The sequence below is a fragment of the Pararhodobacter zhoushanensis genome, assembly GCF_025949695.1.
GTDB lineage: Bacteria > Pseudomonadota > Alphaproteobacteria > Rhodobacterales > Rhodobacteraceae > Pararhodobacter > Pararhodobacter zhoushanensis_A.
Genome location: NZ_JAPDFL010000001.1, coordinates 4,314,017 through 4,331,754 on the forward strand (window position 1 = coordinate 4,314,017; position 17,738 = coordinate 4,331,754).

19 protein-coding genes and 1 pseudogene are annotated in these 17,738 nt (G+C 63.6%); 3 read left to right on the forward strand and 17 right to left on the reverse strand.

Translation table 11 applies throughout. The annotated features are described in order from the left end of the window. The first annotated feature begins 129 nt into the window (after positions 1 to 129). Complete coding sequence (gene deoD, locus OKW52_RS21530; RefSeq protein ID WP_264507529.1) at positions 130 to 834, forward strand: purine-nucleoside phosphorylase; 705 nt, start codon at positions 130 to 132, stop codon at positions 832 to 834. A gap of 54 nt (positions 835 to 888) precedes the next feature. Further along, positions 889 to 1,395 carry a ClbS/DfsB family four-helix bundle protein gene (locus tag OKW52_RS21535; protein ID WP_264507530.1) on the forward strand — a complete coding sequence of 169 codons (507 nt, stop codon included), beginning with the start codon at positions 889 to 891 and terminating at the stop codon, positions 1,393 to 1,395. 64 nt (positions 1,396 to 1,459) lie between these two features. Here the strand turns inward: OKW52_RS21535 and OKW52_RS21540 are convergent, their stop codons facing one another. The 4 genes from OKW52_RS21540 to OKW52_RS21555 form a co-directional block, all read right to left on the reverse strand. Beyond that, a complete protein-coding gene (locus OKW52_RS21540; protein WP_319800492.1) occupies positions 1,460 to 2,248 on the reverse strand; it encodes an amino acid ABC transporter ATP-binding protein in 789 nt (262 codons plus the stop codon). A gap of 11 nt (positions 2,249 to 2,259) precedes the next feature. Further along, positions 2,260 to 3,558 (reverse strand): amino acid ABC transporter permease, encoded by a 1,299-nt coding sequence (locus OKW52_RS21545; RefSeq protein ID WP_264507531.1) that lies wholly within the window; start codon positions 3,556 to 3,558, stop codon positions 2,260 to 2,262. Position 3,559: 1 nt separating this feature from the next. Continuing rightward, on the reverse strand, positions 3,560 to 4,768 hold the full coding sequence (locus OKW52_RS21550; protein ID WP_406622293.1) for an amino acid ABC transporter permease: 1,209 nt from the start codon (positions 4,766 to 4,768) through the stop codon (positions 3,560 to 3,562). A 176-nt stretch (positions 4,769 to 4,944) separates the two neighbouring features. After that, positions 4,945 to 5,961 carry an amino acid ABC transporter substrate-binding protein gene (locus OKW52_RS21555; protein ID WP_264507533.1) on the reverse strand — a complete coding sequence of 339 codons (1,017 nt, stop codon included), beginning with the start codon at positions 5,959 to 5,961 and terminating at the stop codon, positions 4,945 to 4,947. Between OKW52_RS21555 and OKW52_RS21560 the strand changes: the two genes are divergently transcribed. Further along, complete coding sequence (locus OKW52_RS21560) at positions 5,942 to 6,190, forward strand: hypothetical protein (RefSeq protein ID WP_264507534.1); 249 nt, start codon at positions 5,942 to 5,944, stop codon at positions 6,188 to 6,190. The genes OKW52_RS21555 and OKW52_RS21560 overlap by 20 nt on opposite strands. Before the next feature lie 40 nt (positions 6,191 to 6,230). On the opposite strand, the gene OKW52_RS21565 is transcribed toward OKW52_RS21560, so the two are convergent. From OKW52_RS21565 to secY, 13 genes and pseudogenes are all read right to left on the reverse strand, one after another. Next, the gene (locus OKW52_RS21565) at positions 6,231 to 6,941 is read right to left on the reverse strand and encodes an ATP12 family chaperone protein (protein ID WP_264507535.1); all 711 of its coding nucleotides are present in this window, start codon (positions 6,939 to 6,941) and stop codon (positions 6,231 to 6,233) included. Continuing rightward, positions 6,938 to 7,603: an HAD-IA family hydrolase gene (locus OKW52_RS21570; RefSeq protein ID WP_264507536.1), complete on the reverse strand. Its 666-nt coding sequence runs from the start codon at positions 7,601 to 7,603 to the stop codon at positions 6,938 to 6,940. Before OKW52_RS21570 ends, OKW52_RS21565 begins: the two co-directional genes overlap by 4 nt. A 4-nt stretch (positions 7,604 to 7,607) precedes the next feature. Beyond that, a complete protein-coding gene (locus OKW52_RS21575; RefSeq protein ID WP_264507537.1) occupies positions 7,608 to 8,645 on the reverse strand; it encodes an RluA family pseudouridine synthase in 1,038 nt (345 codons plus the stop codon). After that, on the reverse strand, positions 8,642 to 9,019 hold the full coding sequence (gene crcB, locus OKW52_RS21580; protein WP_264507754.1) for a fluoride efflux transporter CrcB: 378 nt from the start codon (positions 9,017 to 9,019) through the stop codon (positions 8,642 to 8,644). Before crcB ends, OKW52_RS21575 begins: the two co-directional genes overlap by 4 nt. A gap of 31 nt (positions 9,020 to 9,050) precedes the next feature. Further along, on the reverse strand, positions 9,051 to 10,379 hold the full coding sequence (locus OKW52_RS21585) for a replication-associated recombination protein A (RefSeq protein ID WP_264507538.1): 1,329 nt from the start codon (positions 10,377 to 10,379) through the stop codon (positions 9,051 to 9,053). A 281-nt stretch (positions 10,380 to 10,660) separates the two neighbouring features. Then, positions 10,661 to 12,157 carry a trypsin-like peptidase domain-containing protein gene (locus OKW52_RS21590; protein ID WP_264507539.1) on the reverse strand — a complete coding sequence of 499 codons (1,497 nt, stop codon included), beginning with the start codon at positions 12,155 to 12,157 and terminating at the stop codon, positions 10,661 to 10,663. A gap of 87 nt (positions 12,158 to 12,244) precedes the next feature. Then, a complete protein-coding gene (locus tag OKW52_RS21595) occupies positions 12,245 to 12,607 on the reverse strand; it encodes a DUF1304 domain-containing protein (protein ID WP_264507540.1) in 363 nt (120 codons plus the stop codon). 124 nt (positions 12,608 to 12,731) lie between these two features. Continuing rightward, positions 12,732 to 13,151, reverse strand: coding sequence for a 50S ribosomal protein L17 (gene rplQ / locus OKW52_RS21600; protein ID WP_127109188.1), 420 nt, complete (start codon positions 13,149 to 13,151; stop codon positions 12,732 to 12,734). A 193-nt stretch (positions 13,152 to 13,344) separates the two neighbouring features. Further along, the gene (locus OKW52_RS21605; protein ID WP_264507541.1) at positions 13,345 to 14,361 is read right to left on the reverse strand and encodes a DNA-directed RNA polymerase subunit alpha; all 1,017 of its coding nucleotides are present in this window, start codon (positions 14,359 to 14,361) and stop codon (positions 13,345 to 13,347) included. 114 nt (positions 14,362 to 14,475) lie between these two features. Then, positions 14,476 to 14,870: pseudogene (rpsK, locus tag OKW52_RS21610) on the reverse strand (30S ribosomal protein S11). Positions 14,871 to 14,885: 15 nt separating this feature from the next. Beyond that, the gene (gene rpsM / locus OKW52_RS21615; RefSeq protein WP_127109182.1) at positions 14,886 to 15,254 is read right to left on the reverse strand and encodes a 30S ribosomal protein S13; all 369 of its coding nucleotides are present in this window, start codon (positions 15,252 to 15,254) and stop codon (positions 14,886 to 14,888) included. Positions 15,255 to 15,634: 380 nt separating this feature from the next. Then, entirely contained in the window at positions 15,635 to 16,279 is a 645-nt protein-coding gene (locus OKW52_RS21620) for an adenylate kinase (RefSeq protein WP_264507542.1), read from the reverse strand. Next, entirely contained in the window at positions 16,276 to 17,637 is a 1,362-nt protein-coding gene (gene secY, locus OKW52_RS21625; RefSeq protein ID WP_264507543.1) for a preprotein translocase subunit SecY, read from the reverse strand. Before secY ends, OKW52_RS21620 begins: the two co-directional genes overlap by 4 nt. Positions 17,638 to 17,738: the final 101 nt, after the last annotated feature.

The following is a 17,738-nucleotide window of genomic DNA, read 5'->3' on the forward strand; positions in this document are numbered from 1 at the left end:
CGCCCTCCCCAGGCAAGCGATTAGCGAGCACCTTGCGCAAGCCCCCTGCCGGTTGCAAGCGCATCGCCAGGGCTTTTCACCCTGTGGCATGATGATAAACTCGGCAGCGTAAGAACAGGAGAGCCCCTCATGACCGTCCATATCGGTGCCAAACCCGGCCAGATCGCCCCCACCGTCCTGATGCCGGGCGACCCGTATCGCGCCCGTTGGGCCGCCGAGACCTTTCTCGACAACCCCGTTCTGGTGAACGAGGTGCGCGGCATGCTGGGTTTCACCGGCACCTGGCGCGGCAATCCGGTGACGATCCATGGGTCGGGCATGGGCATGCCGTCGATGTCGATCTATGCCAATGAGCTGATCAGTGAGTATGGCGCCAAGACCCTGATCCGCATCGGTTCCGCCGGGGCGATGCAGGAAAGCATCAAGCTGCGCGACGTGGTGCTGGCGCAGACCGCCACCTCGCTGTCGACGCCGTCGCGCGGGTTCTTCCGCGAGATCAACTTTGCCCCCTGCGCCGATTTCGGCCTGCTGGCGGCGGCGCACAAGGCGGCGGCGGACAAGGGGGTCACCACCCATGTCGGCAATATCTATTCGTCTGATGTGTTCTATGACGACCGCAAGGATCTGAACAAGATCATGACCGACCACGGCGTGTTGTGCGTCGAGATGGAGGCCGCCGAGCTCTACAACCTGTGTGCGCGTCACGGGGTGCGCGGGTTGGCCGTGCTGACCATCTCGGATCACCTGATCACGCAAGAAGCCCTACCCTCTGCCGACCGCGAACGCTCGTTTGGGGATATGGTCGAGATTGCTCTGGGCGCAGCCTTCCCCTGAGCCGGACAGCGGGCCGCCGGCCCCCTCAGGGTCCGGTGCCCGCAAGGAACCGCCATGGCCATCCCCACATCGCAGGCCACGTTGCTGGCCGCCATCGACACGAGTTTTGCCAGGCTGATGGCGGATCTGGAGCGTGTGCCCGTTGACCAAGCGCGCGTGGCGTCAATGGACGGACACGCCGCAGGCACCCGTATGAGCCCGGCGGATCTGGTCGCCTATCTGCTGGGCTGGAACACGCTGGTGCTGTCCTGGCTCGAGCGCGACGACCGGGGCGAGCCGGTCCCCTTCCCCGAGACCGGGTTCACCTGGGCCGAACTGGGGTTGCTGGCGCAGAAATTCTACGCCGATTACCAGTCTGCAGACTGGCCCGAGCTGCTGGCCCGGCTGCGCGCGGTTCAGGCCCGGCTGGCCGAAACCGTCGCCGCGCGCTCGAATGACGAGCTTTACGGGCGGGTCTGGTACCGGACATGGACCAAGGGGCGGATGATCCAGCTTAACACATCGTCCCCCTACACCAATGCACGCGGGCGCATCCGCGCATGGCTCAAACACCGCGCTTAGGCGGCGCGTGCACGACGGCAAAACGGGGGCCAAGGCCCCCCGTTTTCATGGTCGCGCTACAGCGTCAGTGACCCAGGATCTGGCTCAGGAACAGCTTGGTCCGCTCGGATTGCGGGTTGTTGAAGAACTCGTAAGGCTCGTTCTGTTCGACGATCTGGCCTTGATCCATGAAGATCACGCGGTTGGCGACGGCTTGGGCAAAGCCCATTTCATGCGTCACGCAGAGCATGGTCATGCCCTCTTCGGCCAGCTGGATCATGGTATCCAGCACCTCTTTGATCATCTCGGGATCCAGCGCCGAGGTCGGTTCATCGAACAACATGATCCGCGGCTTCATGCAGAGCGAGCGGGCAATGGCAACGCGCTGCTGCTGACCGCCCGAAAGCTGCCCGGGGTATTTCAGCGCCTGCTCGGGGATCTTCACCTTTTCGAGGAAATACATCGCTGTTTCCTCGGCCTCACGCTTGGGGGTCTTGCGCACCCAGATGGGTGCCAGCGTGAGGTTCTCCAGAATGGTCAGATGGGGGAACAGGTTGAAGTGCTGGAACACCATCCCGACCTCGGAGCGCACCTTGTCGATGTTCTTCAGGTCCGATGACAACTCGGTCCCATCGACGATGATCTGCCCGGCCTGATGTTCTTCAAGCCGGTTGATGCAGCGGATCAGCGTCGATTTGCCCGAGCCCGAGGGCCCGGCAATGACGATCCGTTCGCCGCGGTTCACCGTCAGGTCGATGTCGCGCAGCACGTGGAAACTGCCGTACCACTTGTTCATGTTGGTGATCTGGATCGCGACTTCGTCGCTGACCTGCATCTGAGCGCGGTTGACGCTACGGTCTTGCGTGGCTTCCATGGCTCTACTCCTTAACGATGATCAGTTTTCAGACGGCGCTCGAGAGACATCGAGTAGCGCGACATGGAGAAACAGAAGATGAAGAACACGGCACCGATGAAGATGAAGAGCTCCCAGTAAATCCCCTGCCAATCCGAGCTTGCGCGCGTCGCATTCGCCAGACCGATCGGGTCGAGAATGCCGATGAACACCACCAGCGTTGTGTCCTTGAACAGACCGATGAAAGTGCTGACGATGCTCGGGATCGAGATCTTCAGCGCCTGCGGCATGATGATCAGACGTTGGGCTTTCCAATAGTCCAGACCCAGCGCGTCGGCGGCCTCGTACTGGCCGCGTGGCAATGCAGCCAGACCGCCGCGGATCACCTCGGCCATATAGGCCGACGCAAACAGCGTCACCATGATGATAACCCGCAGGATCAGGTCAAAGTTGGTGCCGGGGGGCAGGAAATAGTTCAGCAGCAACGAGGCCGTGAACAGCAGCGTGATCAGCGGCACGCCACGAATGAATTCGATGAAGACCACCGAAACATACTTGATCAGCGGCATGTTGGACTGACGCCCCAGCGCCAGCAGGATGCCGATGGGCAGCGACAGGGCAATGCCCGACACGCCGATCACCAGCGACACAAGAAAGCCGCCGAATTCACGCGACGGCACCGACTGGCTTGCCAGCGGTGCGATGGCAGAGAGGGCATCGACCAGCGGACCGGCCACAAACAGCCAGTACAGAAGCGGCACGATCACCACGAAGGCCGCTGACAAGAGTGTCGAAAACTGCGCCGTCGCCCGCACCAGACCATAGCCCAGCACAAAACCCAGAGCGACCGCGACCGGGCCCCAGATCGTCCCGCCCCACAGCAGCCAGACACCCAGGAAGGGATAGACCATGGTGAAGTACAGCACCTTCTTGGGCACCGACGGGAACAGAACCGGCGAAATCGCGACGAACAGCAGGACCAGCGCCGTCACGGGCCGCCAGTACAGCTCGGGCGGGTAGAAGCCGAACATCAGCTGCGGCCAGCGATCCTTGATCACGCCCCAGCACGCGCCGCTGGCACCGTCGAGGATCTGCCGGCATTCGGTCAGCGAATTCGCGTTCCAGATCGAGTTGGCGAACCAGGGGCCCATCTCCATGACCAGGAACAGCACGACCAGCAGCGAAATCACCGTCAGGATGATGTTCAGCGGGCCGTCGAACAGGTTCTCGCGCCCCCAGCGCACCATGCCGATCTGGCTGCTGGGCGGGTCTTGGGGCGGGAGCATCGTCTCGCGGACAAAGCGGACGGTATGCGCATGGGTATCACTCATCTCAGCGCTCCCTCAGCTTTACGCGGTTGTTGTAGAAGTTCATCACCGTCGAGATGATCAGGCTGATCACCAGATAGACCAGCATCAGCAACATCATCCCTTCCAACTCGCGGCCGGTCTGGTTGATGGTGATCCCGCCCAGTGTCGAGCGCAGGTCCATGTAGCCCACGGCCAGACCCAGCGAGGTGTTCTTGGTGATGTTCAGGTATTGCGAGATCAGCGGCGGCACGATGACGCGCAGCGCTTGCGGCAGGATCACCAGCCGCATCGTGCGGCCCGGCTGCAACCCCAGCGCAAAGGCGGCTTCGCTTTGCCCCTGCGAGATGGCCAGAATGCCCGAACGCACGATCTCGGCGACGAAAGCGCCGGTGTAGATACTCAACCCCAGCCACATGGCCAGCAGCGAGTTCCGCATCTGGATGCCGCCGGTAAAGTTGAACCCGCGCAGTTCGGGGTATTCCAGATGGAAGCCCAGAAAGACCAGCAGCGCGATGGCGGGAACGAACAGGATCAGCAGGCTTTTCCACCACGTCTTGGGGCGGACGCCGGTGGCGTTCTGGATCTTGGTGGCGCTGGCAAGAACCCGACGGTTCACCCAGATCGACAGCCCGACGACGACCAGAAACGCCATCAGGTTCAGGCTGACATCCACACCCACGATATTGAAGTAGCCAAGGCCGTTCTCGAACAGCGGACCGGGGACATAAACGCCGCGGTTGGTGACGGCGATGGAATCGAACAGCAGCATGCTGCTGGCCGGATCGTCCCCGCGGAACGCACTGGGCGGCGGCATCGATTCCGACATGATGGCGCTGACCACGATGATCCAGATCAGCACGGGGACGTTGCGGAAGGTCTCGACATAGACCGTCATCAACCGGCCGATGATCCAGTTCTTGGACAGGCGCAGCACCCCGGCGATCACCCCGATCACCGTTGCGGTCACGCAGGCCATCACCGCCAGGATCAGCGTGTTCAGCAGCCCGACGATCGCCGCGCGGCCGTGGGTATAGGTGCTGTCATACTCGATGGGCCGCTGTGAAATGTCGTAGCCCGACACGTTCCACAAGAAATCGAATGAAAAATCTTTGCCCAGAGCCGCGAGGTTGCGGATCGTGTTGTCGATCAGCCAGGCGGCGCCCAGCATGAGAAGGATCAGCACAAAGATCTGGATCGTGTAAGAGCGATACCGCGTATCGTATAGCAGCATGCTCAGGCGAAATGACCCCTTCGGAGCCCCGCTGTCCACCATTGCCATCAATTGTCTCCCTGCATCCGTGTCTGGTTTTTGTCTTCGCGCTCTAAGAGCGTCGGAGGGCACGGTTATGCGATGTCTGATAGGAAAACGGCGCGCGGTGGGGTCACCGCGCGCCGTAGTGCCGTCGCTTAGCGGAACGGCGGGGTGTAGAGCAGACCACCCTGGGTCCACTGTGCGTTCAGGCCGCGTGCCAGACCGATCGGGGTTGCTTCACCGATGGTGGCCGCGAAGATCTCGCCATAGTTGCCACCGGCAGCAATCGCGTGCATCGCCCACTGCGGGTCGAGACCCAGCATTTCGCCCAGCGAGCCTTCCGAGCCCAGCAGACGGTTGATTTCCGGGTTGGTGGTGCCGGCAGCCATCTGCTCGAGGTTGGCCGAGGTCACGCCCAGCTCTTCAGCAGCGATCAGCGCGTTCAGCGTCCAGCGGCCGATGTCAGCCCACTGATCGTCGCCCTGACGGACGAGCGGACCGAGCGGCTCTTTCGAAATGATCTCGGGCAGAATCACGTGGTCGCCCGGGGTTTCGAACGAGGCGCGCGTGGCAGCCAGACCCGACGCGTCGGTGGTGTACACGTCGCAGGCACCAGCCAGATACTGCTGCTGAGCTTCGGCGTTGGTTTCGATCGGAACCGGCTCGTAGGTCATGTTGTTGATGCGGAAGTAGTCCGCAAGGTTCAGCTCGGTCGTGGTGCCGGTCTGGATGCAGACGGTCGCGCCATCAAGTTCGGTTGCCGACGAGACGCCCAGAGCACGGTCGACCATGAAGCCCTGACCGTCGTAGTAGTTCACGCCGATGAAGGTGAAGCCCAGATCCACGTCGCGCGACAGGGTCCAGGTGGTGTTGCGGGCGAGAATGTCGATCTCACCCGAGGCGAGCGCGGTAAAGCGGGTCTGGCCAGTGGTCGGCACAAAGTTTACCGCCATCGGATCGCCCAGAACGGCCGCAGCGACGGCGCGGCAAACGGCGACGTCAAAGCCTTGCCAGACGCCGTTTGCGTCCGGGGCCGAGAAGCCGTTCACGCCAGTCGACACGCCACAGTTCAGCGAGCCGCGGGCCTGCACATCTTCCAGCGTCGTGGCCGAGGCAAAGCCTGCAACCAATGCCGCGGTCGCGAGCGTGCCCATGAATACTGATTTTTTCATTCTTACCTCTTCCTGTTTTCGTCGCCTCATCGGGCGATCTGGTACCGCCGTTTCCGGCGAATTTCTGTGCCCAAGCAAGGGCGAGTTGGTACCGGGCCGCACCCGGACATTCATTGCCAAAGCAATTTTGCGCACTGTTTCGGTGCTGCATGAGCAAATTTGTGCCGAGAAACCTTGGCCGTCAAGTCAATCATTCCCAACCGTGATGCCTAAGCAAGCGGCGGCGTGATCGGTAACACCGGGTTTTTAAGGCGCAATCTTGTTGCGCGCTAACATGCGCAAAGGGCGAAAAAACGGGCAGCGGCAAGAAAGGAATCCTGCCTGCGCGCGGCAAGAGCCTGCGCTTCCTCGTCTTCGCCCCATTGCTCGATCTGCCAGTCCTCATCGATTCGAGAGGCACGCCACAGATCTTCGACCGGCGCGACCTGCTCGGTCACCGCCAGCGCGATCACCAACGACCCGGACATGGCCACAAGGTCATGAAACGCGGTCAGCTGGAACGGGGTTAACGTGGCGACATGCGCCGTCAATTCAGCCAGAGTTTCGGCCGGTTGCTCGGTCGGCATGACGCCCGAGGTCACCCGCCATTGCACGCCGAATCGGTCGGACGACCATCCGAGCAGCGGATCCCAGGCCGCTGCCTGCCGCTCGATCAGCGCTGCGGGGTCCGTGGCGCGGTAGCACAGCAGGTCGGTTTCCCCATACGCCGTCAGCAGCTCGGCAACCTCGTCGAACTGGCGGGTGACCTTGTCGATGGCGGCATTGGCGGCGCGCGTGGCGGGCATTGTGTCGGGGTCGATCTTGTCGCCCTGCGCCGCCCATTCCGCCGCGACCTCTTCGGCAAAGCCGCGCGTCGGCACGACCAGCGGTGCCTTGCCGGGCGTCTTCACGCCGCGCCCGTCAAGCAGGACGGTGAAACCACCCGGGGCTTCGACCACGGTTGCGTCTTTCCAGAACCGCTTCGGTGCCCAGTCGCTCATCCCTGCCCCCAGATTTCCGCAAGTGCCGCATCCAGCGCGTCAAAACTGTCGATCAACACATCCGCCGCCGCCAGTCGCGCATCCGGGTGATAGCCCCAGCGCACGCCAATCGCCTTGATCCCGGCGGCATGGCCCATCGCAATGTCAAATTCGGTATCACCGATGATCACGGCATCCGCCGCCGCGATCCCGGTGTCGCGCAGACAGGCCAGCACCATCGCCGGATCGGGCTTGGACGGGTGGTCATCGGCGACATGGCTGGTGGCGAACAGGTCGTGCAACCCGTGCGATTCAAACAACCCGTTCAGGCCCCGACGCGACTTGCCGGTCGCGACGGCCAGCGTCACCCCCGGATCGGCGCGCAACCGCTCCAGCGCGGCACGGGCACCTGGGTACAGCGGGCTGCCCTTCTCACCATTCGCCGTGCGCAGGGCGTTGTAGCTGGCCTTGTAGGCCACCACCATCGCGTCCTGCGTCGCCGCCTCGACCAAGGGCGCAAGCTGCGCCATGGCGACCGGCAGCGACAGCCCCACGATGCCCTTGACCGCATCGTCTGACGGAACCGTCAGACCGGCACTGGCAAACGCCGCCGCCATCGAGGCCAGAATATCGGCCTGACTGTCGACCAACGTGCCATCGACATCAAAAATCACCAGCCGCATGGGGTCATTCTTCGTCGAAGAAGGGATCGGCGGGCACGTCATTCTCCTGCCAGCCCAGCGTCTTCCAGCTGCGCTCCATATGCGGGGGCAGCGGGGCGGCGACGGTCATGACCTTGCCGGTCACCGGATGCTCGAAGGTGATCTGACGCGCGTGCAGGTGCATCTTGCGGCTGATATCGCCGCCCAGTTGCGCGCCCCAGCCATCGCCAAGGTTCTCTTGCCCCGATCCGCCATACTTGCCGTCGCCGATGATCGGATGCCCCATCTCGGCCATATGCGCCCTCAGCTGGTGCGTGCGCCCGGTGATCGGCACCAGCGCGACCCAGGCCGCCCGGCTGCCCAGCCGTTCGAGCACGGCGAAATCGGTGGTGGCGCGCTTGGCGCCCTCGGTCGTTTCGACCTGATTGGGATGGACGCAGCGCATCTTCTCGCCCTCACCGCGACCACCGCCCTTGACCAGACCATATTTGATCGTGCCCTTGAGCGGCTGCGGCACACCGGCGACGATGGCCCAGTAAATCTTGCGCGTCGCGCGGTGACGGAACCCCTCGCTTAACCGCCGTGCCACGCGCGGGGTGCGGGCCAGCAGCAGGACACCCGAGGTGTCCTTGTCCAGCCGGTGCACCAGAACCGGGCGCTCCTTGTAGCCGAACATCAGCGCCTCGGTCAGCCCGTCGATATGCCGGTCGCCCTGCCCGCTGCCCCCCTGCGACGGCAGACCCGGCGGCTTGTTCAGCGCGATGACATGCTCGTCTTTCCAGATCACCGCCTCGCGGATCATCGCGGCATCCGCTGCGGTGATCTTGCCCACACGCTCGGGCTTGGGCGCTTCGGTATCGGGCAGCGGCGGCACGCGCACCACCTGACCGGCATCGATGCGGTCCGAGGCCTTGACGCGCTTGCCATCGACCCGCAGATCACCCTTGCGGCAGAACTTCTCGATCATGCCTTGCGTGATCTGGGGAAACTTGCGTTTCAGCCAGCGGTCCAGCCGCTGCTCACCCTCGTCCACGCCTACCGTAACTGTCTGTACACCGCTCATGCCACCACGCTCCGCGCCAGCCATAAGCCCGCCAGGATGGCGGCCAGCGACAGCACCACCGAGGCTCCGACATAGACCATGGCCAGCCCTTGCTGCCCACGCTCCCATATCGTCATCGCATCCAGCGAGAACGCCGAAAACGTCGTATACCCACCCAGCACGCCGGTCATCAGCAAGGGCGCGAAACGGTTGGCGCTGAGATGCCCCAGAGCCACCACAACAACACCCATCACGAACGAGCCGATGACGTTGACGGCCAGTGTTCCCCAAGGGAAACCCGGCCCCATCAGACGCAAGGACGCAACGCCGGTCAGATACCGGCCCGAGGCACCAATGGCACCCCCCAAAGCGACTTGCAAAAGCGTGTAGATCATCGCGTTGCCCTGCACCGCAGGCCGGTCAAAGTCAACCCGCGCCGCCATCCCGCCGCGTGCGCAGCTTGGCGAAATACTCGACCCGCTTCTTCAGCTCCCGCTCGAAGCCGCGCTCGGGCGGGCTGTAGAGCACCGGACGCTTCACGCCGTCGGGGAAATAGTTCTGGCCGCTGAAACCGTCCTGGGCGTCATGGTCGTACTGATAGCCCGCGCCATAGCCCTGTTGCTCCATCAGCTTGGTCGGCGCGTTCAGGATATGCGCGGGCGGCATCGTGCTGCCGGTCTTCTGCGCCAGCTGCCGCGCGGCCTTGTAGGCCTTGTACACCGCGTTCGATTTCGGCGCGAGCGCGAGGTAGACCACCGCCTGCGCCAGCGCCAGCTCGCCCTCGGGGCTGCCCAGCCGCTCGTAGGTCTGCCAGGCGTCCAGACAGGCGGTCTGCGCCTGCGGATCGGCAAGGCCAATATCCTCGACCGCCATGCGGGTGATCCGCCGCGCCAGAAAGCGCGGATCCTCGCCGCCTTCCAGCATGCGCGCGAACCAGTAGAGCGCGGCATCGGGATCGGAACCCCGCACCGATTTGTGCAGCGCCGAAATCAGGTTGTAATGCTCATCCCCCGATTTGTCATATTTCGCCGCCCGCCGCATGAGGCGCTTGGCCAAAGCGTCGGTGTCCAGCTTGCCCGAAAGCTTCCACGCCATCACCTGCTCGATCAGATTGAGCAAGGCCCGCCCGTCGCCATCGGCCATCTCCAGCAGCGCCTCGCGCGCCTCGCCGGTCAACGGCAGGCGGCGGTCCAGCTCGCGCTCGGCCCGCTCGGCCAGATGCTCCAGATCGATAAGCGAGAGCCGGGTCAGCACAATGACCTGCGACCGGCTCAGAAGCGCGGCGTTCAGCTCGAACGAGGGGTTCTCGGTCGTCGCCCCGACCAGCAGGATCGTGCCGTCCTCCATATGCGGCAGGAAACCGTCCTGCTGCGCCTTGTTGAAGCGGTGGATCTCATCTACGAAAAGCAGCGTTCCCTGCCCGTTCCCGCGCCGCATCTTCGCCGCCTCGAACACCTTGCGCAGCTCGGGCACGCCGGAAAAGATCGCGCTGATCTGGATGAAATGCAGATCCGTCGCCTTGGCCAGCAACCGCGCGATGGTCGTCTTGCCCACGCCGGGCGGCCCCCACAGGATCAGCGACGATAGCGCCCCGGCCCCCAGCATCGCGCCCAACGGCCCGTCAGCCCCCAACACCGCCTGTTGCCCGATCACATCCGCCAAGGACCGTGGCCGCAACCGGTCCGCCAGCGGGCGCGGTGCCTCGGCAGCTTTCAGGTCGCGCTCGGAAGGATCAGAATCAAACAGATCAGCCATAGACACAATCTAGGCGCTGCACAGGCCGCCGGAAAGACGTCATCGGCAAAGCGAGGGGCTGCGCGCCCCCTCGCGCTCCCTGCGCCAAAGGGGACGCACGCGCCCCCTTTGGAAACCCCCGTGGATATTTAGAGACAGAAAATGGGACATGGTTAACGAAACCTTATTTTCTGTCCTCAAGTATCCTCGGGGGTGAATTCGGCGTCAGCCGAAGAGGGGGCTGAAAGCCCCTTCCACCGCGCGAAGCGCTCATTGGCGTGCGGCGCAGCCGCTCCTTTTGATCACAGACGAAAGCGCAGCAGGCTACGGCGCCCGTCACGCAGCACCTCGACCTCCCAATACCGCGCCGGATCGCGCAGCGCACGGTCGAGCGCTGCTGTGTCAGTCACCACCATGCGGTTGACCGACACCAGCACATCCCCCGTCTGCAAACCCGCCCGCGCTGCGATATCCTGCGCCTCGACCACGACAACACCGCTGGCCGCCGGATCCAGCCCCTGTTCCGCCGCCACCGCCGGGTTGATCGTCTCGGCCACCAGACCGCGCAGCGCCACGCCGCGTACGGTCAGCTGATTGCGCGCAGGCGACTCGGGTGGCGCGATCAGGGACACGGTGCCGGTATTGCGCTGCGTTCCACGCTGCCAGTCCATTGTGGCACTGCCGCCGATCCCCTTTGCTGCCAGCCGGAACATCATCTCCTGGGGTGCGTTCACCGGCTCGCCGTCCACGGCCAGCACCACATCCCCCGCCCGCAGACCCGCCTGCGTCAGCGGGCTGTCAGGGTGCAGCGCCGTGATCGCCACGCCCTGCGGCATCCCCATGCCCAGCCCGTCGGCCAGTGCGGCATCTACCGCCTGCCCGGTCATGCCGATCCACGGGCGCTGGAAACGGTCCCGCCCGTCCTCGGCCTGCGCCACGACCTGCGACACCAGATTGGCCGGGATCGCAAAGCCGATCCCGTTGGACCCGCCCGAGCGCGTCAGGATCGCCGAATTGATCCCCACCAGATGCCCCTGCATATCCACCAGCGCGCCGCCCGAGTTGCCCGGGTTGATCGCCGCATCCGTCTGGATGAAATACCCGCGCCCCGAACCCACCGCGATGCCCGACCGCGCCAGCGCCGAAACGATCCCGCTGCTCACCGTCTGCCCCACGCCGAACGGGTTGCCGATGGCCAGCACCAGATCGCCGACCTCGACCCGGTCGCTGTCGGCCAGCTGGATCGCAGGCAGATCCCGCGCCCCGTCCAGCCGCAGAACGGCCAGATCGCTCTCTTCGTCCTGCAAGATCACCTGCGCCGCAAACTCGCGCCGGTCATTTAGCACCACGCGGATATCGTCGGCGTTCCCCACGACGTGAAAATTGGTGACGATGATGCCATCGCTCGACACGATCACCCCGGACCCCAGCGCGTTCTGCACGCGCGGCGCGGCGCGGCGTCGGTCGCCGAACAACTGGCCGAACACCGGGTCGTTGAAGAACGGGCTCTGCTGCGCTTCGACCACACGCCGCGCGTAGATAGACGCAACCGCTGGGGCGGTGGCGCGCACCACGGGGGCAAAGGACAGCTGGACCTGCGCCTGACTGCTGGGCACGACCGCTGCCGGCGCCGCCGCGGGGACGACCGCCGCGCCATGGAGAGGCGGCACAGGCGAGGCAGCGGGAGGGGGCGGATTGGCCGTCGATTGTGCGCTCACGGGTGTGAGCGCCTGAAGCGCGCCCAAGGTAATCCCCGCACCGGCGAGCGTTCCGATAAGAACCAATCCGACGAGTCGCATGCCTGTCTCCGCTGCTGTGTCGATGACCGCAGAATGGTCACCGGCACCCTGCGATGCAAGGCGGCTCACGCGAATGGGATGGTGGGCTCAGAGCAGCTGTACGGCCGCCAGACCAATCAACGCCGGGACGCCCTGGATCAGGAAAATGCGACGGCTGGCCGTCAGCGCGCCGTAGGCCCCGGCAACAAGCACGAAAAGCAGGAAGCAGGTGGCGACGTTGCGCGCCCAGTCCGGGTCCGCGATGAGCAGCGACCAGATCAACCCTGCGGCGAGAAAGCCGTTATAAAGCCCCTGATTGGCCGCCAGCCCCTTGGTCGGTTTGAAGAGATCACGCGGCAAGCTGCTGAAGGCCGCCGGACCCCGGGTTTCCCAGGCGAACATCTCAAGCCACAGAATATAGAGATGCAGCAACGCGATCAGTGCGACAGGCACCATGGCAATCCAGGACATAGCGCCCTCCTTGTTGATCACATCGACCTTATCCCGACGTCAAACGCCGTCAAGCAGGCGCGCAACGAAAAACCCCCGCAGCACCGGGCTGCGGGGGTTCTGATCCGGCCAGACGGCGCAGATCTCAGTCTTCGGCGTTCTCGATCGCTTCCAGGCGCGCTTTGTCGGCAGCGCCTTTGGCGTTCACGTCACGCTCGACGAATTCGATGATCGCCATCGGTGCCATGTCGCCATAGCGGAAGCCGGCTTTCAGGACGCGGATGTAACCACCGGCGCGGTCCTTGTAGCGAGGGCCAAGGATCTCGAACAGTTTGGCGACGTCCTTGTCTTCTTTCAGCATCGCACCGGCCTGACGGCGGGCGTGCAGGTCGCCGCGCTTGGCAAGCGTGATCAGCTTTTCAACGATCGGACGCAGTTCCTTGGCTTTCGGCAGCGTGGTCTTGATCTGCTCGTGCTCGATCAGCGAGCCGGCCATGTTGGCGAACAGCGCCTTGCGGTGTTCGTGGGTGCGGTTCAGGCGGCGGTAGCCACGGGCGTGACGCATGGGAGTCTCCTATTAACGTCTTTTGCTTTGTGTTGCGCCCTGTGCGTAGCAGGACACGTCGTTGGGGCTGAAAGCCCAGGATGTTCCCCGGCAGTCCGGGCATTTTGCGTAAGGTGGGGTTAAACCCCACCCTACCTTCACGTCGAACCGCGCGCGCGGCCCGTAGGGTGGGTTTTCAACCCACCCCTTATCCTCAGAACTGGTCTTCGAAGCGCTTTGCCAGCTCTTCGATGTTCTCTGGCGGCCAGTCCTCGACTTCCATCCCGAGATGTAGGCCCATGCCCGAAAGCACTTCCTTGATCTCGTTCAGCGACTTGCGACCGAAGTTCGGGGTGCGCAGCATCTCGGCTTCGGTTTTCTGGATCAGGTCGCCGATGTAAACGATGTTGTCGTTCTTCAGGCAGTTGGCCGAACGGACCGACAGTTCCAGCTCGTCAACCTTCTTCAGCAGAAGCGGGTTGAATTCCAGACCGTCATCGGCATCGCCACGACCGGCCGCTTCCGGCTCGTCGAAGTTGACGAAGACCTGCAGCTGGTCTTGCAGGATGCGCGCGGCGAAGGCCACGGCGTCCTCGGGCGTGACCGAGCCGTCGGTTTCGATCTTCATGGTCAGCTTGTCGTAGTCCAGCACCTGACCTTCGCGAGTCGGGGCGACTTCGTAGGCGACCTTTTTCACCGGCGAATAGATCGCGTCGATCGGGATCAGACCGATGGGCGCGTCTTCCGGGCGGTTCTTGTCGGCGCCGACATAGCCTTTGCCGGTGTTGACCGTCAGCTCCATGAACAGCTCGGCGCCGTCATCGAGGTGGCAGACAACGTGGTCCTTGTTCAGCACTTCGATGCCAGCGGTGACAGCGATATCACCAGCCTTGACCACCGAAGGGCCGCGGGCCGAAATGGTCACGCGCTTGGGACCGTCCACGTCCATCTTCAGGGCGACGCCCTTCAGGTTCAGGACGATGTCGGTCACGTCTTCGCGCACGCCAGCGACGGACGAGAACTCGTGCAGGACGTTGTCGATCTGCACCGAGGTGATGGCAGCGCCTTGCAGCGACGACATCAGCACGCGACGCAGCGCGTTGCCCAGCGTCAGGCCGAAGCCCCGCTCGAGCGGCTCGGCGACGACGGTCGCACGGCGCGACGGGTCTGCGCCGGGGCGCACATCAAGCTGCGCCGGCTTGATCAATTCCTGCCAGTTTTTGTGGATCATGGATTAGCCTCCATTCTTGTGACCGGTTCATGACCAGACCGGACACGCCCGAGGGTCTCTATGACAGAATCGGACCGCACCCCAAAGGCGCGGCCCGATCCCGATAATCTGGCGTCAGACGCGGCGACGCTTCGGCGGACGGCAGCCGTTGTGCGCCAGGGGGTCACGTCGCGGATCGAGGTGATCTGCAGACCGGCGGCAGCGAGAGCGCGCAGCGCCGACTCGCGGCCCGAACCGGGGCCCTGCACTTCAACTTCGAGCGTGCGCAGGCCGTGTTCCTGGGCTTTCTTGGCAGCGTCCTCAGCAGCGAGCTGGGCAGCGTAAGGAGTCGATTTACGCGAACCCTTGAAGCCCATGGTGCCGGCGGACGACCACGAAATGGCGTTGCCCTGCACGTCCGAGATGAGAATCTTGGTGTTGTTGAACGTCGAATTCACATGCGCCACGCCAGCGGCGATGTTCTTGCGTTCCTTGCGCTTGACGCGCGTGGTTTTGGTATCCCGAGCCATTGGTCCTGCCTCCCCTTACTTCTTCTTGCCGGCGATAGCCTTCGCCGGGCCCTTACGCGTACGGGCGTTGGTATGGGTGCGCTGGCCGCGCACAGGCAGGTTGCGACGGTGACGCAGGCCACGGTACGAGCCCATGTCCATTGCGCGTTTGATGTTCATCTGAACTTCGCGACGCAGGTCACCTTCGACGGTCAGGTTGGCGTCGATGTATTCGCGGATCGCCAGGATCTCGTCATCCGTCAGCTGGTTCACGCGGCGCGAAGCCTCGATGTTCAGAGAGGTGATGATGTCGTTGGCGATCGACGGACCGATACCAGTGATATAGGTCAGCGCGATGGGAACGCGCTTTCCGGTGGGGATGTTAACGCCAGCAATACGTGCCACGCGGTTTCTTCCTTCTGTTGCGGTTCCGTAGTCCCAGAACCTTTTTTCACAACACGCGCCGCAGTCTGTGGCCGTGCCAAGCGAACGAACCGAATCGAAAAGCGACTCGGATCGCGGTATCAGTCGCACCGGGTAGGGGGTTTTCCAGTAGCCGTCAAGGGCTGCAAGCCTCTGTCAAGAGTCTTTTGCGCAGGCAGGCGCATCGCCGGATGCCATCAGCGGGCATCGACAGCTCACTCTGAAAGATTACCGCCTCAGGCCGGTCAGATCCAGCCCTTCATGGCCGCAGCGTTAACTTTTCACAAAACGCGCGCAGGGCCATGCAAAACCCCGCTGACACGGGGTCAGCGGGGTCAAACCGTCACACGTCGGCCCGGTCGTCAGGCGTCGAGGGCGGCGGCCACGTCGGCCGTAACCTTGTCCATCGCCTGCAAGCCATCCACGGCGTTCAGGTTGCCCTTGCAGTGGTAATAGCCGATCAGCGGCGAGGTCTTCTTGTAATACTCCAGCAGACGCTGGCGCAGGCTGTCTTCGTTGTCATCGGCGCGACGCTTGAGATCGTGCGAGCCGCAGACATCGCAGGTGCCCTCTACCTTGGTCGGCTTGGTGCGGTCGTGGTAGACCTCACCGCAGTTGCCGCAGGTAAAGCGCCCGGTGATGCGGTCGACCAGCGCCTCATCATCCACCCGCAGCTCAACCACCGCGTCCAGCTCCATGCCCTTGGCCGCCAGCAGTTCCCCCAGCGCGTCGGCTTGCGCCAGCGTGCGCGGGAAACCGTCGAAGATCAGGCCGCCCTTGGTGTCACCGTCCAGCTGCTCGGCGATCAGGCCGATAACGATCTCGTCCGTGACCAACTGGCCCGCGTCCATGATCGCCGCGACCTTTTTGCCCATTTCGGTGCCCGAGGTCCGCGCCGCCCGCAGCATGTCGCCCGTCGAAAGTTGGACCATGTTCCGGCCTTCGACAAGGACACGCGCCTGCGTGCCCTTGCCGGCGCCCGGGGCGCCCAGCAGTATGATGTTCATCTCAGCGCGGGTCCTTTCTTGGGCGTGCCGCGCTTCTTGCCGCGCAGCTGGGAGCGTTCCAGCAATCCTTCATACTGGTGCGCGACCAGATGAGACTGAACCTGGCTCATCGTATCCAGCGTCACAGCGACGATAATCAGCACCGACGTGCCCCCGAAGTAGAACGGGATCGACAACTGCGCGCGCAGGATTTCCGGCATCAGCGCCACACCAGCCAGATACAGGGCGCCGACAGTCGTGAGACGGGTCACGATGTAGTAGAGGTATTCTTCGGTCCGCTTGCCCGGGCGGATACCCGGAATGAACCCGTTCTGGTTCTTGAGGTTGTCGGCCACGTCATCAACCTTGAACGACACGTTGAGCGTGTAGAAGAAGGTGAAGAAGATGATCAGGGCCGTGAAGAACAGCAGATACAGCGGCTGACCCGGGCCGAAATAGGCAAGGATCGTTGCCATGATCGGGTTGGTCGAGCTGCCCGAGAAGGTGCTCAGCGTGGTCGGCAGCAACAGCAGCGACGACGCGAAGATCGCCGGGATCACGTTGGCCGGGTTGACCTTGATCGGCAGATGCGACGAGCCGCCGTCATAGACCTTCATGCCGACCTGACGCCGCGGGTACTGGATATGGACCTTGCGCAGCGCTCGTTCCATGAAGACCACGAACGCCACCAGCGCGATCATCATCAGCATGATACCGATGATCACCGGCCACGAGATCGTGCCGGTACGGCCTTGGCTGAGGAACTGGGCCAGATGCGCCGGAACCTCGGCGATGATGCCGACGAAGATGATCAGCGAGGTGCCGTTACCGATCCCGCGCGCGGTGATCTGCTCACCCAGCCACATCAGGAACAGCGTACCGCCCACCAGCGTGATCACCGTGGAAATACGGAAGAACCAGCCCGGATCGGTCGCCAGATCCCCGGCCTCGAGGCTCACGGCCAGACCGTAGGACTGCACCAGCGCCAGGAACACCGTGCCATAGCGGGTGTATTGGTTCAGCTTGCGCCGCCCCAGCTCGCCCTCTTTGCGCAGGTTTTGCCAGGGGCCGTACATCGACGCCACCAGCTGCACGATGATCGACGCCGAGATATAGGGCATGATGCCCAGGGCGAAGATCCCCATGCGCGAGATCGCGCCGCCGGTGAACATGTTGAGCATGCCGCCCAGACCGGCAGCAGCACCCGACATGAATTCACGCAGTGATGCCCCGTCAATGCCCGGCACAGGGATATACGTCCCCAGCCGGTAAACGATCAGCAGACCTATCGCAAAAAAGATGCGCTGGCGCAGGTCCTTGGCTTTACCCAAGGTGGCCCACGACGTGTTGGCCGCCATTTGCTCTGCAGCAGATGCCATGTTCCCGTCTCTTTCATGACAGCGCCGCCAAACCGGGCTCCGGTTGGCGGCGCTGGAAAACCCATGCCGAAGATGTAAGGGGCGAGAGGCTCGCCCACAAC

Coding starts and splice junctions, on each gene's coding strand:
- OKW52_RS21590 (WP_264507539.1), bottom strand. CDS start 12,157: ATGCGACTCGTCGGATTGGTTCTTATCGGAACGCTCGCCGGTGCGGGG.
- deoD (WP_264507529.1), top strand. CDS start 130: ATGACCGTCCATATCGGTGCCAAACCCGGCCAGATCGCCCCCACCGTC.
- OKW52_RS21550 (WP_406622293.1), bottom strand. CDS start 4,768: ATGCTGCTATACGATACGCGGTATCGCTCTTACACGATCCAGATCTTT.
- OKW52_RS21555 (WP_264507533.1), bottom strand. CDS start 5,961: ATGAAAAAATCAGTATTCATGGGCACGCTCGCGACCGCGGCATTGGTT.
- OKW52_RS21545 (WP_264507531.1), bottom strand. CDS start 3,558: ATGAGTGATACCCATGCGCATACCGTCCGCTTTGTCCGCGAGACGATG.
- OKW52_RS21585 (WP_264507538.1), bottom strand. CDS start 10,379: ATGGCTGATCTGTTTGATTCTGATCCTTCCGAGCGCGACCTGAAAGCT.
- OKW52_RS21620 (WP_264507542.1), bottom strand. CDS start 16,279: ATGAACATCATACTGCTGGGCGCCCCGGGCGCCGGCAAGGGCACGCAG.
- OKW52_RS21595 (WP_264507540.1), bottom strand. CDS start 12,607: ATGTCCTGGATTGCCATGGTGCCTGTCGCACTGATCGCGTTGCTGCAT.
- OKW52_RS21560 (WP_264507534.1), top strand. CDS start 5,942: ATGAATACTGATTTTTTCATTCTTACCTCTTCCTGTTTTCGTCGCCTC.
- crcB (WP_264507754.1), bottom strand. CDS start 9,019: ATGATCTACACGCTTTTGCAAGTCGCTTTGGGGGGTGCCATTGGTGCC.
- rplQ (WP_127109188.1), bottom strand. CDS start 13,151: ATGCGTCACGCCCGTGGCTACCGCCGCCTGAACCGCACCCACGAACAC.
- OKW52_RS21540 (WP_319800492.1), bottom strand. CDS start 2,248: ATGGAAGCCACGCAAGACCGTAGCGTCAACCGCGCTCAGATGCAGGTC.
- OKW52_RS21575 (WP_264507537.1), bottom strand. CDS start 8,645: ATGAGCGGTGTACAGACAGTTACGGTAGGCGTGGACGAGGGTGAGCAG.
- OKW52_RS21570 (WP_264507536.1), bottom strand. CDS start 7,603: ATGCGGCTGGTGATTTTTGATGTCGATGGCACGTTGGTCGACAGTCAG.
- OKW52_RS21565 (WP_264507535.1), bottom strand. CDS start 6,941: ATGAGCGACTGGGCACCGAAGCGGTTCTGGAAAGACGCAACCGTGGTC.
- OKW52_RS21605 (WP_264507541.1), bottom strand. CDS start 14,361: ATGATCCACAAAAACTGGCAGGAATTGATCAAGCCGGCGCAGCTTGAT.
- secY (WP_264507543.1), bottom strand. CDS start 17,637: ATGGCATCTGCTGCAGAGCAAATGGCGGCCAACACGTCGTGGGCCACC.
- OKW52_RS21535 (WP_264507530.1), top strand. CDS start 889: ATGGCCATCCCCACATCGCAGGCCACGTTGCTGGCCGCCATCGACACG.